This is a genomic window from Micromonospora sp. WMMD754 (assembly GCF_049315235.1).
GTDB lineage: Bacteria > Actinomycetota > Actinomycetes > Mycobacteriales > Micromonosporaceae > Micromonospora > Micromonospora sediminicola.
Genome location: NZ_CP186058.1, coordinates 2,138,224 through 2,152,623 on the forward strand (window position 1 = coordinate 2,138,224; position 14,400 = coordinate 2,152,623).

Here is a 14,400-nt window from a genome sequence, read left to right on the forward strand (position 1 = left end):
GTCTCCTCCTGGCTATTCGGTTGTCAGCCCCTTGATGTCTCTATTGAAGCGCATGAGGCCGCCGAGCGCCATCGATTATTAGGTGAGCTGAACCACGCACCTAAGGATCGTAGGTTAGATGCCCTCACGGGCCGATGATTTCGCCTCCCAACGGCAACGGCCGGTGTGCCGGGCGTTCACCCGTGGCACACCGGCCGTCGACCGGAGCGGTGGTAGGTCAGGTCCAGGCGAGCAGCGCCGCCTCCGGGTCGGCCAGGAAGTCCCCGATGTCGCGGAGGAACTTCGAGCCCAGCTCACCGTCGATGATCCGGTGGTCGAAGGAGAGCCCCAGCGTGGTGACCAGACGCGGCTTCACCTTGCCCTTGTGCACCCAGGGCTGCTCCCGGACCGCGCCGAAGGCGAGGATCGCCGACTCGCCCGGGGGCAGGATCGGCGTACCGGTGTCGACGCCGAAGACGCCGACGTTGGTGATGGTGAGCGTGCCGCCGGACATGTCCGCCGGGGAGGTCTTCCCCGACTTCGCGGTCTGCACCAGGCCGGTCATCGCGTCCGCCAGTTCGCGCAGCGAGAGCCGGCCGGCGTCCTTGATGTTCGGCACGATCAGGCCCCGCTCGGTGGCCGCCGCGATGCCCAGGTTCACGTACTCCTTCACCACGATCTCGTCGCCGGCCCAGGTCGAGTTGACCATCGGGTGGCGCTTGACCGCCAGCAGCACCGCCTTGGCGACCAGCAGCAGCGGCGAGACCCGCACGTCGCGCCACTCCCGCCGGTCGCGGAGCCGGTCCAGCGCCTTCATCGCCCGGGTCACGTCGACGGTGAGGAACTCCGTCACGTGCGGGGCGGTGAACGCCGAGCGGGCCATGTTCTCCGCGGTCAGCTTGCGTACCCCCTTGACCGGGATGCGCTGCTCGCGGTCCGCGCCGAAGCTCGCGACCGACGTCGCCGGCGCGGTGACCGTCAGCGGCTCGGCCGCCGCCGGGGTCCCGCTCGCCGCCCGCTGTACGTCCTCCCGGGTGATCGAGCCCAGCGGACCCGAACCGGTCAGCGTGGCCAGGTCGACCCCGAGGTCCTTGGCGAGCTTGCGGACCGGCGGCTTGGCCAGCACCGGACCGGAGACCCGGCCGTTGCCGTTCACCGCCGGAGCGGGCGCGACGGGGGCCGGCACCGGCGCGACCGGCGCCGGGGCGGCGGCCTGGGCCGGCACGTCGCCCTTGCGCGCCCGGCGCTTGGCCGGAGCGTTGCGCGGGCCGTAGCCGACCAGCACGGCGGTCCGCCCGCCCGGGGCCGCGCCGCCGATCAGGCCCGGCTCGACCATGCCCTCGGCGGGCGCGACCTCGACCGCGGCCAGCGAGGCGGCCGACGGGGTCGGCAGCGCCGACGCCGGGGCGCCGGTCGTCGACTCCTCCACCGGCCCGGCGCCCGGGTCGGTGTCGATCGCGATGATCGGTACGCCGACCTCGACCGTCGAACCCTCCGGGTGGAAGATCGCCTGCACCCGGCCGGCCCACTTCGCCGGGATCTCGACCGCCGCCTTCGCGGTCTCCACCTCGACGATCGGCTGGTTCAGCTCGATGTCGTCGCCCACCTTGACCAGCCAGGCGAGGATTTCGCCCTCGGTCAGGCCCTCGCCCAGGTCGGGCAGGTTGAACGTCTTGATCCGGGACATGTCGCTCACCAGCCGAAGGTGCGGTCGACGGCGTCGAGCACCCGGTCGAGGTCGGGCAGGTACTCCTCCTCCACCCGGGAGGCCGGGTAGGGGGTGTCGAAGCCGGTCACCCGCAGCACCGGGGACTCCAGGGAGTAGAAGCACTCCTCGGTGACCCGGGCCGCGATCTCCGACCCGAGGCCCAGGTTGCCCGGGGCCTCGTGCACGACCACGCAGCGGCCGGTGCGCCGCACCGACTCGTACGCGGCGGTCAGGTCCAGCGGGGACAGCGTGCGCAGGTCGACGACCTCCAGCTCCCGGCCGTCCTCGGCCGCGGCGGTGGCCGCGTCCAGCGCGGTGCGCACCATCGGCCCGTAGGCCAGCACGGTGGCGTCCGTGCCGGGCCGCGCGACCCGGGCCGAGTGCAGCGGGTACGCGTCGGCGAGCGGCGCGTCCAGGTCGACCGGACCCTTCTCCCAGTAGCGCCGCTTCGGCTCCAGGAACACGATCGGGTCGTCCGAGGCGATGGCCTGCTGGATCATCACGTACGCGTCCTGCGGGTTCGCGCAGGTCACCACCTTGAGGCCCGCGGTGTGCGCGAAGTAGGCCTCGGGCGACTCGGAGTGGTGCTCCACCGCGCCGATGCCGCCGCCGTAGGGGATCCGGATGACCATCGGGATCCGCACCTTGCCCTGCGAGCGGTAGTGCATCTTCGCCACCTGCGACACGATCTGGTCGTACGCGGGGTAGACGAAGCCGTCGAACTGGATCTCACAGACCGGCCGGTAGCCGCGGATGGCCAGGCCGACCGCGGTGCCGATGATGCCGGACTCGGCCAGCGGGGTGTCGATCACCCGCTGGTCGCCGAAGTCCTTCTGCAGGCCGTCGGTGATGCGGAACACGCCGCCGAGCTTGCCGACGTCCTCGCCCATGATGACGACCTTGGGGTCGTTCTCCAGGGCCCGCCGCAGGCCGGTGTTGAGCGCCTTGCCGAGGGTGAGCGTCTCCGTGGCCATCAGTGGGCGCTCCCCTCGAACGACTCCATGTACTGCGAGAACCGGGCCCGCTGCTCGTCCAGCTCGGGCGACCCGTGCGGGTAGACGTGGTCGAACATGCTGACCGGCTGCGGGTCGGGCATGGTGAGCACCCGCTCGCGCAGGTGCACCGACTCGGTGCGGGCCTGCTCGTCGACCTCGGTGAAGAACGACTCGTCGGCGATCTGCTGCTTGAGCAGGAACGCCTTCATCCGGGCGATCGGGTCCTTGGCCTGCCACGCCTCGACCTCGCTGGCGATCCGGTAGCGCGTCGGGTCGTCGGAGGTGGTGTGCGCGCCCATCCGGTAGGTGTACGCCTCGATCAGGCTCGGCCCTTGGCCGTTGCGCGCGTTGTCCAGCGCGTGCCGGGTCACCGCGTACGACGCGAGCACGTCGTTGCCGTCCACCCGGACGCCGGGGAAGCCGAACCCGCCGGCCCGCCGGTAGAGCGGGACCCGGGTCTGCCGCTCCAGCGGCTCGGAGATGGCGTACTGGTTGTTCTGGCAGAAGAACACCAGCGGGGCGTTGAAGACGCTGGCCCAGACGAACGACTCGTTGACGTCGCCCTGGCTGGTGGCGCCGTCGCCGAAGTAGGCGATCACCGCCTCGCCGTCCTCGCCGCCGGTCTTGCCGTCCATGGCGACACCCATGGCGTACCCGGTCGCGTGCAGGGTCTGCGCCCCGATCACGATCGTGTACATGTTGAACTTGAACTCGTTCGGGTCCCAGCCGCCCTGGTCCACGCCGCGGAACAGGCCCAGCGGCATGATCGGGTCGATGCCGCGGCAGTAGAGGACGCCGTGCTCCCGGTAGGTGGGGAACGCCATGTCCTGCGCGCGCAGCGCCCGGCCGGAGCCGACCTGGGCGGCCTCCTGGCCCAGCAGGCTGGCCCACAGGCCCAGCTCGCCCTGGCGCTGCAGGGCGGTGGCCTCGGCGTCGAGCTTGCGGACCAGGACGAGGTCGCGGTAGAGCCCGCGGTACTCGTCGTCGGTGAAGTCGACGCGGTACTCGGTCCCGTCCGGGCCGAGCGCGGTCTCGATCCGCTCACCCTCGGGGGTGAGCAGCTGTACGAGTTCCGGTTCGCCGGTCGCGGCGGTGCGCCTGGTACGGGGTGCGGCCCGCTTGCTGCGGGTGGCGGCCCCGGGGTCGCCCTTTGCCATCCGTCTCTCCCTGTCTGTCTGCGCCGGCGCCGGGGGTGACCCGAGCCGCGCACCTCGTGCGCCCGCCCGGCTGCTGCCGGGTCGGTCCCTGGCGACCGCGCCTAGCCCCGGTGAGGGTTGCCGCGCGGCGTGAGCCGGGGTCCGTCGGGGGACCCAGGCCCGGGAGCGCCGGCGCCGTGCCGCACCAGCCGCGGGGTGCGCGGAGGTGGCGGCTGCGTTGCCGTCGTGCCTGAATGATTGCAGAGGAGGTGAGCGGGCCCACAGTATGGCCTCCCCCGCCGGTGACGTTCGATCGGGTTCGCGACGCATAGACGTTTTTGCCCGATGTGTCAGGTCGGGCCGACGGACAAATTGTGTGTCGACACGCGGTGGCGACTGGTGAACTGAGCGTCACTGGTCCAAGCTGACGGTGAGCCTTCGCGCGGCATTTGTCCGAATATGCGCGCGTGCTCTCCGGTCCATGTCGACGCGTACGAGGAGTGTGCCCGGTGTCCGAGCCAGAGGGTCCTCCCGGTGCTCCCTTCCTCGGCCGGCACCGGGCCCTGCCCGCCGCCCGCTACCGCCGCGTGGTCGGCGCGCACCGGGCTCCCGGAGCCGGCGGACCGAGCCGCGGCTACCTGCTGACCGTGGCGCTGCTCGCCGGCACCGCGTCGATGCCGATCCTGGCCGCGATCAGCGCCGGCTCGGCGACCGTGGGGAACAGCGCCCTCCCGGACACCAGCACCCCGTTCCTCCCCACGCCCTCGGTCGGCCCGGTGGTCGTCCCGCTGCCGCAGACCACCCAGGCCCCGGTGCTCCCCGCACCCACGCCCGTGGCCGGCGCCACCACCGTGCCCCCGCGACCGGTGCTGCCGGCCGCCCCGGTCCCGGCCGACGACAGCGACCTCGTCCGCGAGCGTCGGTCCCGGCCGGCCACCGCGCCGACGCCGCCGGCCACCCCGACCCGGCCCACGCCGGTCCGGCCGCCGCGCCCGTCGCCGGTGCCCTCCCCGTCGCCCTCGCCCAGCGACCCCGGCACACCCGGGCCGAGCCCAAGTCCTGAGCCGTCCGGCTCGTCCGCCGAACCGACGCCCGGTCCGACGGGCGGTTCGGCGGAGCCGACCTCCGAGCCGAGCGAGGAGCCCGCGCCGAGTGGCGGCCCCGCGCCGAGTGGCGGCCCCGCGCCGAGTGGCGGCCCCGCGCCGAGTGGCGGCCCCGCGCCGAGCGGAGAGCCGGACGATACGCCGCTCCCGAGCGCGACGGTCGCGCCCAGCCGGTCCGCGCCGAGCCCGTTCTCGCTCGGCCAGCCCGCGCCGGGGTGGTTCGCGTCACCGACGGTGCCGGCTCCGGCCACCGCGTAGCCCGTCCACCCGCACTGCCTGGCGCGCTCGGTCGGCTGCGGCCTGGGCGGCTTCGGTCGATCCGGCCGGGCCTGGCCTGCGAGCGCCTGGTTGTCCGGCCGGCCCGCCGCCGGATGGACCGACCGGTCACGAGCGATATGACCAGGAGTCATATTTATGACTCTCCGGTATATCGCTTTCTTCCCGAGGCTTCGCCTCTCGCGTCACGCAGGGTCACGCGAGAGGCACATCCGGACAAACCGGTGTTGATCATTTGCAGCCGGCACGCAGGCACCGGCACACGGTCCGGTCAGGCGGGGTCGTCGGTGAGGCGGTGCCGGTTGGCCTCGATCCAGGCGTTCAGCGCCTCCGGGTCGTCCGGGTCCACGCCGTCCGCCATCAGCTGGGCCACCGCCGCGGTGGCCGGGCTGCGCCGTTCACCGGTGCTGTAGAGCCGGGCGAACTCGGGCACCATCTCGGTGATCGTCTCGTCCGTCCGGTCGGCCGCCGGCTGCGACAGCCCCCGCTGCCGGGCCGCGTACGCCGCCCAGGCGCGGAGCACCCGGGGCAGCATCGCCGCGTCGTCCATGTCCAGCACGGCCCGACGGTGCACCCAGTCGAGCAGGAACAGCTCGGCCACCATCGGGCTCCACCGCATCGGGTCCGCGTCCGGGAAGCTCGCCGCATGGTCGAGCAGCAGGCCGAGGCAGAAGTGCAGGGAGGCCAGCTCGCCGTCGGCGACCTGGGGCAGGCCGAACCGGGCGGCCTCGGGCGAGTCGAGGAAGGCGCGTACCAGGCGGGTCCGTTCCTCGTCGGTGGGCGGGAGCACGACGGCCGGTCCGGCCGGCGGGGCCTGCCCGGGCAGCACGGCCAGCCGGGCGCCCACCAGGGCCCGGTCGGTGGCGAGCGAACCCTGGGTGGGCAGCTCGGCGAGGTCGTCGGTGACCGCCAGGTGACGGCTCACCTCCGCGTGCATCCGGGCCGGGTCCTCGGTGCGGAACCAGGTGAACTCGTCCTCGGTGCAGATCTCCCGGGCCTGCTCGACGATCCGGGCCGCCGGGCCGCCGACGAACACGTCCTTGGTGATGCCGATGTTGTGGTCGACGAGCGCCACCAGGGCGTGCTCCGGGCCGCCCTGCTCCTCGTCGTCGTACGCGAACGTGGCGAGGTAGGAGGTCTGGTCGCCGTACACGTCGCCGTACGCCCAGGTGCCGGTGACGCGCACCCGGCCGAGCTGGCCGGCCCATGCCGGGGCGTGCGCGCCGGGCCGGACCCGGGCGGCGCCCTCGGCGTCGGGCACCAGGGTGGCGAAGACGGCGCGAATGGTGGTGGCGGCGGCGCTGCGCCGGCGGGACGTGGCGGCGAGGAAGCCGGCCACGAACTCGCGGACGGCGTGCTCGCGGTCGTGCTCCGCGACGGCGTAGACGCTGCCCAGCAACGCGGCGCCGAGCATCTCCGCGTCCAGGGCGGAGTCGAGCCTCGTCACGTCGCGCGCGGCGTGCAGCACCGCGTCGTAGGGGGTCTGTGGCGTGGCCATGCGTCGACCCTACGCCGCGCTGCCGGCCACCACATCGGCCAGCGCGCCGGGTTCAGCGCCGCCCGGCGTCCCGCACCGCGTCGCGGGCCGTGCCGTAGCGCGCCAGCACCGCCCAGACCGGGTCCAGCACGTATTTCTCGCCGACGCTGCCGACCGAGGTGAGCAGGCGCTGCTCGGCCCGACGCCGGGCCCGCCGGGCCGCCCAGCCGACCACCGGGCGGGTCAGGGCCGCGACCAGCAGCCCGGCCAGCAGCCCGCCGAGCAGCAGCACTGTGGGCCAGGGCACCTCGCCGAGCTTCGGGTGCTCCAGCGGCGGCAGGCCGAGCAGGCGCAGCGCGTACCCGAGGACCAGCCAGACCAGCCCGCCCAGCGCCGCGAGGGTGACCAGCCACTGGAGCCCGCCGACCACCCGCCACCAGCCCGGGCGGCGGTCCATGCCGAGGTCGGTGGCGGCCACCGCGTGGTCGAGCGCGCCCGGCAGCTCGCCCAGGCGGGACCGGGCCGCGCTGGTCACCGCGGTCGGCCACGGCGCCGGCAGCTCGGCGCTGGACCGGTCGGCCACCGCCCGGATGGCCAGGTTCAGCGCCGACCGCTGCGCGGCCGTCGGATCGGGTACGGAGGTGGCCGCGACCAGGCTCTCCGCCGGCGCGTCCGGGTCCCGCCCGGGCAGGTGCAGCCGGCGCAACGGGTCCGGCCGCAGCTTCCGCCACCCCCGCACCAGCGGCCAGCCGGTGCTGGCGACGGCCCGGTGCCGGTAGGCCCCCTCGACCGCGTGCGCGACGGTCGCCACGCCGGCCGCGCCGGCCAGCGCCCGGGTGAGTTCCTGGGCCGAGGCGTCACCGGGTCGGGTGGCCGGTGGCTCCGGCCCGACCAGCGGTTCGAGGTCGGCCACCACGGCGTCCACGTCGCCGGAGAGCCGGCGCAGGGCGGCCTGCCGTTCGGCGACCGTACGCTCCAGCTCACCCCGCAGCCCGTCCAGCCCGGCCGGATCCACCGCCACGGTGGGCAACAGCGGCACGCCGCCCAGCCCGTCGGCGTCGAGCAGCCGGCGCAGGTCGTCGAGGACCCGGGGCAGCTCGGTCGGGGGCAACCGGTCGGCCTGGTTGAGCACCACGACGGTGACGTCCTTGTGCCGGTGGAACTCGCGCAGGTAGCTGGTGTGGATCACGCGGTCGGCGTACTTCTGCGGGTCGACCACCCAGACCACGAGGTCGACCAGGCCGAGCAGCCGGTCGACCTCCAGCCGGTGGGTGTGCTGGACCGAGTCGAAGTCGGGCAGGTCCAGCAGGACCAGCCCGTGCAGGGTGGACTCGTCGTCGCCGTCGAGCGGGCTCTCCCGGACGAACCGGTGCCGGGGGAGCACCCCGACCCAGTCGAGCAGCCGGACCGCGCCGTCGAGCGGGCCCCAGACGCAGGCGTGGGTCACGCCGGTGGTCGGGCGGCGGACGCCGACCGGGGAGAGGTCCATCCGGGCCAGCGCGTTGAACAGGCTGGACTTGCCGCTGCCGGTGGCACCGGCGAGGGCGACCACGGTGTGGCGGCCGGAGAGGGCGAGCCGGTCACCGGCCCGCTCGACCACGGTGTGCGCGGCGACGAGCTGGGCGTCGGGCACCTGGCCGTCGACCGCGCCGAGGAAGCGCTGGACCGCCTGGAGGCGCGCGATCAGGACGTCCGGGTCGACCCGCTGGTCACCCCGGAACGCCTCGCGCATCCGCCCCACGATGTTGCTCATGCGCGACCGTCCTGCTCGGTGGTGGGCAGCGCGGCCCGGTCGGCGCGGGTCAGGCCGCTGCGGTGCCGGGCCCGCTCGACCTCGGTCGCGGCCCGCCGCAGCGTCGCGCCGGCGTCGGCGGCCGGGCGGGCCGCCTCGGTGCGGGCGAGGAAGCGGCCGGCCTCCTCGGCCAGCAGCGCGCCGACCCGGTCGAGCAGGTCCACCCGCGCCGTGCGGGCCAGGTTGCGCACCGCCTGGTCGCCGAAGATGGCCTGGAGCACGGTCTGCCCGGCGACCGCCGTGCCGGTGCCGGCGGCCACCTCCAGCCCGGTCGGGATGAACGCGGTGGAGGCGAAGACGCCGATCATGACGGCCAGGCCGGTGGCGTTGACCGCGTACGCGGCCGTGCGGGCCACGAACCGCCGGTCCCCGCCCTCGACCCGGACCAGCTCCAGCACCCCGCGCTGCCAGTCGCGGACGAGTTGCTCGGCGCGAGCGGGCAGGTCGGCCGAGGCGTGCGCCAGGTCCGGCTCCAGCAGCGCCGCGCCGGCCGGGTGCGCCTTCCACCCGGTGTACGCGTTCTCGGCCGCCTCGGCGGCCACCCCGCGCAACAGCGTGACCAGCTGGGACTCGATCGCCGTGCGCAGCTCGGCCGCCGGCGCGGGCCGCCCGGTGACCGCCGCGACGACCCGGTCGCGCAGCCGGCCGATCCGCGCCTCCAGGCTGCGGAAGAACTCCCCGGTGCCGACGAACTCCTGCCAGCGGGCCAGCACCTCGCCGCGGAGCAGCCGGCCGTCCTTGAGCCCCTGGTCGACGGTCCGCTCGGCGCCCCGGTAGGCGGCGCGGACCCGCTCGTCCAGCGCGTCGGCCGAGGTCGCCTGCTCGTCGGCGGCCTCGGCCAGCGCCTCCACCACCGGGTGCAGGGCGGCGAGCGCGCCGTCGAGCGTCTGCCGGACCACCGCCGCGCGGGCGTCTGCGTCGGCGGCGAGCCGGGCGAACCAGCCGCTCAGCGGGGCGGTCATCCGGTCGGGCAGCAGCCCCTGACCGTCCACCCACGTCTCCGGCAGCACGAACAGCGGCGCGGCGCCCAGGTCCTGCGATGCGAGCATCTCCGACAGGTGGGCGGCGATCTCGTCGGCGGCCTCCGGCGGGACCCGGTCGAGCACCATGGCGACGGCGGTGCCCCGGGCCCGGGCGCTGCGCAGCAGCTCCCAGGGGACGGCGTCGGCATAGCGGGCGGCGGTGGTGACGAACAGCCACAGGTCGGCGGCGGCCAGCAGTTGCCCGGCCAGCGCCCGGTTGGCGTCGACCACCGAGTCGATGTCGGGCGCGTCGAGGAAGGCCAGGCCGGGCGGGAGCGCCGGGGCGGTGACCAGCTGGAGGGTGCCGGGCTGCTCGCTCGGCTCGGTGGTGCGGGTCAGGCCGGGCAGCAGGTCGCCCTGGCGGAACCAGGCGGCGTCGCTCGGGCTGCAGACCAGCACCGGCGAGCGGGTCGTCGGGCGGAGCACGCCGGCCGCGCTGACCCGTGCCTGGACCAGGCTGTTGACCAACGTCGACTTGCCGGCGCCGGTCGACCCGCCGACGACCACCAGCAGCGGGGCGTCGAGCCGGGCCAGCCGGGGAAGCAGGTAGTCGTCGAGCTGGTCGGTCAGGCTGCGGGCGGCGTGCCGAGCCGGCTCGGCCGAGGCGAGCGCGAGCGGGAAGCGAGCCGCGTCGATCGCGGCCCGCAGGCCGGTGAGCGCGGCGGGCAGGCCCGCCGCGGCTTCGGCGGGCTGGTCCTCGCCGGTGGGAGGTCCGGTGCGGGCTGCGACGGCGGGCGCGCCGGCACGGGTGGCGGAATCGCCATGCGTCGTCACCGCTAAAGCGTGCCCGACCGACGCAAGGTAAGACAACCGGACGGTAATAACGGTCAGGTTGCGCCGGGTCGGCTCAACCCCGACTTGCGGATTGCCGATCGCGTGGCACTATTGAGTCAAGTTCACTCAACTTGTGGTGCGGTCGCTTCCGGGCGACCCGCCGGGCAGGCCACCTGACCTGCTCACCCGTTACGAAGCGAGGAAGCGAACATGGCACGTGCGGTCGGCATCGACCTCGGCACGACGAACTCCTGCGTCAGCGTTCTCGAGGGCGGTGAGCCCACCGTCATCGCCAACGCCGAGGGCTCGCGTACGACTCCCTCGATCGTCGCGTTCGCCCGCAACGGCGAGGTGCTCGTCGGTGAGGTCGCCAAGCGCCAGGCGGTGACCAACCCCGACCGGACCATCCGCTCGGTCAAGCGGGAGATCGGCACCAACTGGACCGTCGACATCGACGGCAAGAAGTACACCCCGCAGGAGATCTCGGCCCGCACGCTGATGAAGCTCAAGCGGGACGCCGAGGCCTACCTGGGCGAGCAGATCACCGACGCCGTGATCACCGTCCCGGCCTACTTCAACGACGGCCAGCGTCAGGCCACCAAGGAGGCCGGCGAGATCGCCGGCTTCAACGTGCTGCGGATCGTGAACGAGCCGACCGCGGCGGCCCTGGCGTACGGCCTGGACAAGGGCTCCAAGGAGCAGACCGTCCTGGTCTTCGACCTCGGTGGCGGCACCTTCGACGTGTCGCTGCTGGAGCTGGCCGAGGGCGTGGTGGAGGTCAAGTCCACCAGCGGTGACAACCAGCTGGGCGGCGACGACTGGGACCAGCGCATCATCGACCACCTGGTGAAGACGTTCCGCGGCGAGCACGGCATCGACCTGTCGCAGGACAAGATGGCCATGCAGCGGCTCAAGGAGGCCGCTGAGAAGGCCAAGATCGAGCTGTCCGCCGCCACCACCAGCAACATCAACCTGCCCTACATCACCGCCGGTTCGGCCGGCCCGCTGCACCTCGACGTGACGCTGAGCCGCGCCGAGTTCCAGCGCATGACGCAGGACCTGCTGGACCGCTGCAAGGGCCCGTTCGAGCAGGCCGTCAAGGACGCCGGGATCAAGATCTCCGACGTCGACCACGTGATCCTGGTCGGCGGCTCCACCCGGATGCCGGCCGTGACCGACCTGGTCAAGCAGCTCACCGGCCGTGACCCGAACAAGGGCGTCAACCCGGACGAGGTCGTCGCCGTCGGCGCCGCCCTGCAGGCCGGCGTGCTCAAGGGCGAGGTCAAGGACGTCCTGCTGCTCGACGTGACCCCGCTGAGCCTGGGCATCGAGACCAAGGGCGGCATCTTCACCAAGCTCATCGAGCGCAACACCACCATCCCGACCAAGCGCTCCGAGGTCTTCACCACGGCGGACGACAACCAGCCGTCGGTGCTGATCCAGGTGTTCCAGGGCGAGCGGGAGATCGCGGCCTACAACAAGAAGCTCGGCACCTTCGAGCTGACCGGCCTCCCGCCGGCGCCGCGCGGCGTGCCGCAGATCGAGGTCACGTTCGACATCGACGCCAACGGCATCGTCAACGTGCACGCCAAGGACCTGGGCACCGGCAAGGAGCAGAAGATGACGATCACCGGCGGCTCCTCGCTGCCGAAGGACGACATCGAGCGGATGCGCCGGGACGCCGAGGAGCACGCCGACGAGGACAAGCGTCGCCGTGAGGAGGCCGAGACCCGCAACGTGGCCGAGGCGCTCCAGTGGCAGACCGAGAAGTTCCTCGCCGAGAGCGGCGACAAGCTGCCCAGCGAGAACCGGGACCAGCTCAACGAGGCGCTCGGCGAGCTGCGCAGCGCTCTCGGCGGCCAGGACATCGACAAGATCAAGTCGGCCCACGAGAAGCTGGCCCAGGTCTCCCAGCAGGCCGGCTCGCTGCTCTACGCGCAGCAGCAGGAGGGCGAGCAGACCGCCCCGGGCGCGGCCGGGCCGGGCGCCGGCGCGGGTGCGGCCGGCGGCCCGCAGGCCGGTGGCGCCGACGACGTGGTCGACGCGGAGATCGTGGACGAGGACAAGAAGTGACCTTCGGTCCCGGGCACGGTCCGCACGGCAGAGGGATGAGGTAACCGCATGACGGACAAGCCACGAGCGTCCGACCCGGGTTCCACCGGGTCGGCGCCGGGCGGCTCCGCGGGCACCGGCAAGGACGCCGGTGACGAGCCGCGGGTCGTCATCCGCGACAAGCGCAAGCTCGGCAAGGTGACCGAGCAGCCGGCGAACGACGCCTCGGCGGCCGACGCGGCCGCCGACGCGCCCGCCGAGGGGCTGGTCGAGGAGGCCGAGGTCGTGGTCGACGAGATCGGCGGCGAGGCCGAGGTCTCCGGCCCGCCGGTGGTCGACTCACCGGCCGAGCCGAGCGGGGAGACCGGCAAGGCGGCGCCGCTCGGCGCCGAGCTGGAGGCCCTCCGCGGGGACCTGGAGGAGCGCACCCGCGACCTCCAGCGGGTCTCGGCGGAGTACGCCAACTACCGCAAGCGGGTCGACCGGGACCGCAGCCTGGTCCAGGAGCAGGCCACCGGCACGGTGCTCACCGCGCTGCTGCCGATCCTGGACGACCTGGACCGGGCCCGCGAGCACGGCGACCTGGTGGGACCGTTCGGCAGTGTGGCCGATCAGCTCACCGCCGCGCTCGGCAAGTTCGGCCTGACCGCGTTCGGCGAGCAGGGCGACCCGTTCGACCCGACCCGGCACGAGGCGGTGGCGCACCAGACCTCCGCCGACGTCACCGAGCCGACCTGCGTGCAGGTCATGCGCCGGGGCTACCAGCTCGGCGAGCGCCTGCTGCGGCCGGCTCTGGTCGCGGTCGCGGACCCGGAGTAGTGCCCACCCGTGACGTCCCGTCCGCCCCTGTCGGGCGGGCGGGACGACCGGGATCGGACCCGTGGAAGGGGGTGGACCGGTGAGTTCCAAGGACTGGATCGAGAAGGACTACTACGCCGCGTTGGGCGTGGACAAGTCCGCCTCCTCGGACGAGATCAAGAAGTCGTACCGGAAGTTGGCCCGGGAGTCGCACCCGGACCACAACCCCGGTGACCCCAGGGCCGAGGAGCGGTTCAAGACCGTCTCCGAGGCGTACGCGGTGCTCGGCGACGAGAAGAAGCGGCGCGAGTACGACGAGATGCGGTCGCTGTTCGGCTCGGGCGCCTTCCGGCGCAACGCCCGCGGTGCGGGCCAGCCGGGCGGCGCGCCGTTCGACGTCTCCGACCTGTTCGGCGGTGGCGGCGGCGACACCCGCTTCGGCGGCGGTGGCTTCACCGACCTGTTCAGCACGATCTTCTCCGGCGGCGGCGGCGGTGGCGGCGGTGCGGCGCGTCCGCGCGGTCCGGCCCGGGGTCGGGACGTCGAGGCCGAGGTGGCGCTGGACTTCTCCGACGCGGTCCGCGGCGTCACCCTGCCGCTGACGTTGCGCGCGCCGGGCGTCTGCGACACGTGTCACGGCAACGGCGCGAAGCCCGGCACCCAGCCGGTGGCGTGCCCGGTCTGCCACGGCGCCGGCGTGACCACCCGCAACCAGGGGTCGTTCAGCTTCTCCGAGCCGTGCCGCAACTGCCAGGGCGTGGGCACGATCGTCGAGGAGAAGTGCCCGGAGTGCCACGGCACCGGCGGGGTCACCAAGACCCGCACGCTGAACGTGCGCTTCCCGGCCGGGGTGGCCGACGGGCAGCGGATCCGGCTGGCCGGCCGGGGCGAGCCGGGTGAGCGGGGCGGTCCGGCGGGCGACCTGTTCGTGCACGTTAAAGTCCGCCCGGACGAGCTGTTCGGGCGTACCGGGGACGATCTCACCCTGAACGTCCCGATCACGTACGCCGAGGCGGTGTTCGGCACCGATCTGCGGGTGCCGACCCTGGACGGCACGGTGACCCTGCGGGTGCCGCCGGGTACGCCCAGCGGACGGGTGCTGCGCGCCCGTGGCAAGGGCGTCGTACGCAAGGACGGCCGCGCCGGTGACCTGCTGGTCACGCTCGACGTGGTGGTCCCGGCGAAGGTGTCGGACGAGGCGCGGGCGGCCTTGGAGACCTTCGCGGAGCAGACCCCGCCCGCCGCGCGGGAACATCTGGACGCGCGGGTACGTCGGTTCGGTTGACGG

The 14,400-nt window shown here is 73.8% G+C and carries 10 protein-coding genes; 3 read left to right on the forward strand and 7 right to left on the reverse strand.

Annotated elements, in window-relative coordinates:
- Positions 1-217: 217 nt before the first annotated feature.
- The 7 genes from ACN27B_RS10325 to ACN27B_RS10355 all read right to left on the reverse strand — a co-directional run bounded on the left by ACN27B_RS10325 (position 218) and on the right by ACN27B_RS10355 (position 10,262).
- Complete coding sequence (locus ACN27B_RS10325; protein ID WP_422745894.1) at positions 218-1,666, reverse strand: dihydrolipoamide acetyltransferase family protein; 1,449 nt, start codon at positions 1,664-1,666, stop codon at positions 218-220.
- A gap of 5 nt (positions 1,667-1,671) precedes the next feature.
- Positions 1,672-2,661 (reverse strand): alpha-ketoacid dehydrogenase subunit beta, encoded by a 990-nt coding sequence (locus ACN27B_RS10330; protein WP_091565947.1) that lies wholly within the window; start codon positions 2,659-2,661, stop codon positions 1,672-1,674.
- On the reverse strand, positions 2,661-3,839 hold the full coding sequence (gene pdhA / locus ACN27B_RS10335; protein WP_099163109.1) for a pyruvate dehydrogenase (acetyl-transferring) E1 component subunit alpha: 1,179 nt from the start codon (positions 3,837-3,839) through the stop codon (positions 2,661-2,663). Before pdhA ends, ACN27B_RS10330 begins: the two co-directional genes overlap by 1 nt.
- 613 nt (positions 3,840-4,452) lie before the next feature.
- Positions 4,453-5,172 (reverse strand): hypothetical protein, encoded by a 720-nt coding sequence (locus ACN27B_RS10340; RefSeq protein ID WP_422744657.1) that lies wholly within the window; start codon positions 5,170-5,172, stop codon positions 4,453-4,455.
- A 296-nt stretch (positions 5,173-5,468) separates the two neighbouring features.
- The gene (locus ACN27B_RS10345) at positions 5,469-6,695 is read right to left on the reverse strand and encodes a hypothetical protein (protein ID WP_099163108.1); all 1,227 of its coding nucleotides are present in this window, start codon (positions 6,693-6,695) and stop codon (positions 5,469-5,471) included.
- A gap of 52 nt (positions 6,696-6,747) precedes the next feature.
- A complete protein-coding gene (locus ACN27B_RS10350; protein ID WP_422744659.1) occupies positions 6,748-8,427 on the reverse strand; it encodes a GTPase in 1,680 nt (559 codons plus the stop codon).
- A complete protein-coding gene (locus ACN27B_RS10355; RefSeq protein WP_422744661.1) occupies positions 8,424-10,262 on the reverse strand; it encodes an ABC transporter in 1,839 nt (612 codons plus the stop codon). Before ACN27B_RS10355 ends, ACN27B_RS10350 begins: the two co-directional genes overlap by 4 nt.
- Before the next feature lie 210 nt (positions 10,263-10,472).
- Between ACN27B_RS10355 and dnaK the strand changes: the two genes are divergently transcribed.
- The 3 genes from dnaK to dnaJ all read left to right on the forward strand — a co-directional run bounded on the left by dnaK (position 10,473) and on the right by dnaJ (position 14,397).
- On the forward strand, positions 10,473-12,335 hold the full coding sequence (gene dnaK / locus ACN27B_RS10360; RefSeq protein ID WP_099163105.1) for a molecular chaperone DnaK: 1,863 nt from the start codon (positions 10,473-10,475) through the stop codon (positions 12,333-12,335).
- A gap of 48 nt (positions 12,336-12,383) precedes the next feature.
- A complete protein-coding gene (gene grpE, locus ACN27B_RS10365; protein WP_091565928.1) occupies positions 12,384-13,133 on the forward strand; it encodes a nucleotide exchange factor GrpE in 750 nt (249 codons plus the stop codon).
- A 79-nt stretch (positions 13,134-13,212) separates the two neighbouring features.
- Positions 13,213-14,397 carry a molecular chaperone DnaJ gene (gene dnaJ / locus ACN27B_RS10370; RefSeq protein WP_422744664.1) on the forward strand — a complete coding sequence of 395 codons (1,185 nt, stop codon included), beginning with the start codon at positions 13,213-13,215 and terminating at the stop codon, positions 14,395-14,397.
- The last annotated feature ends 3 nt before the right edge of the window (positions 14,398-14,400 follow it).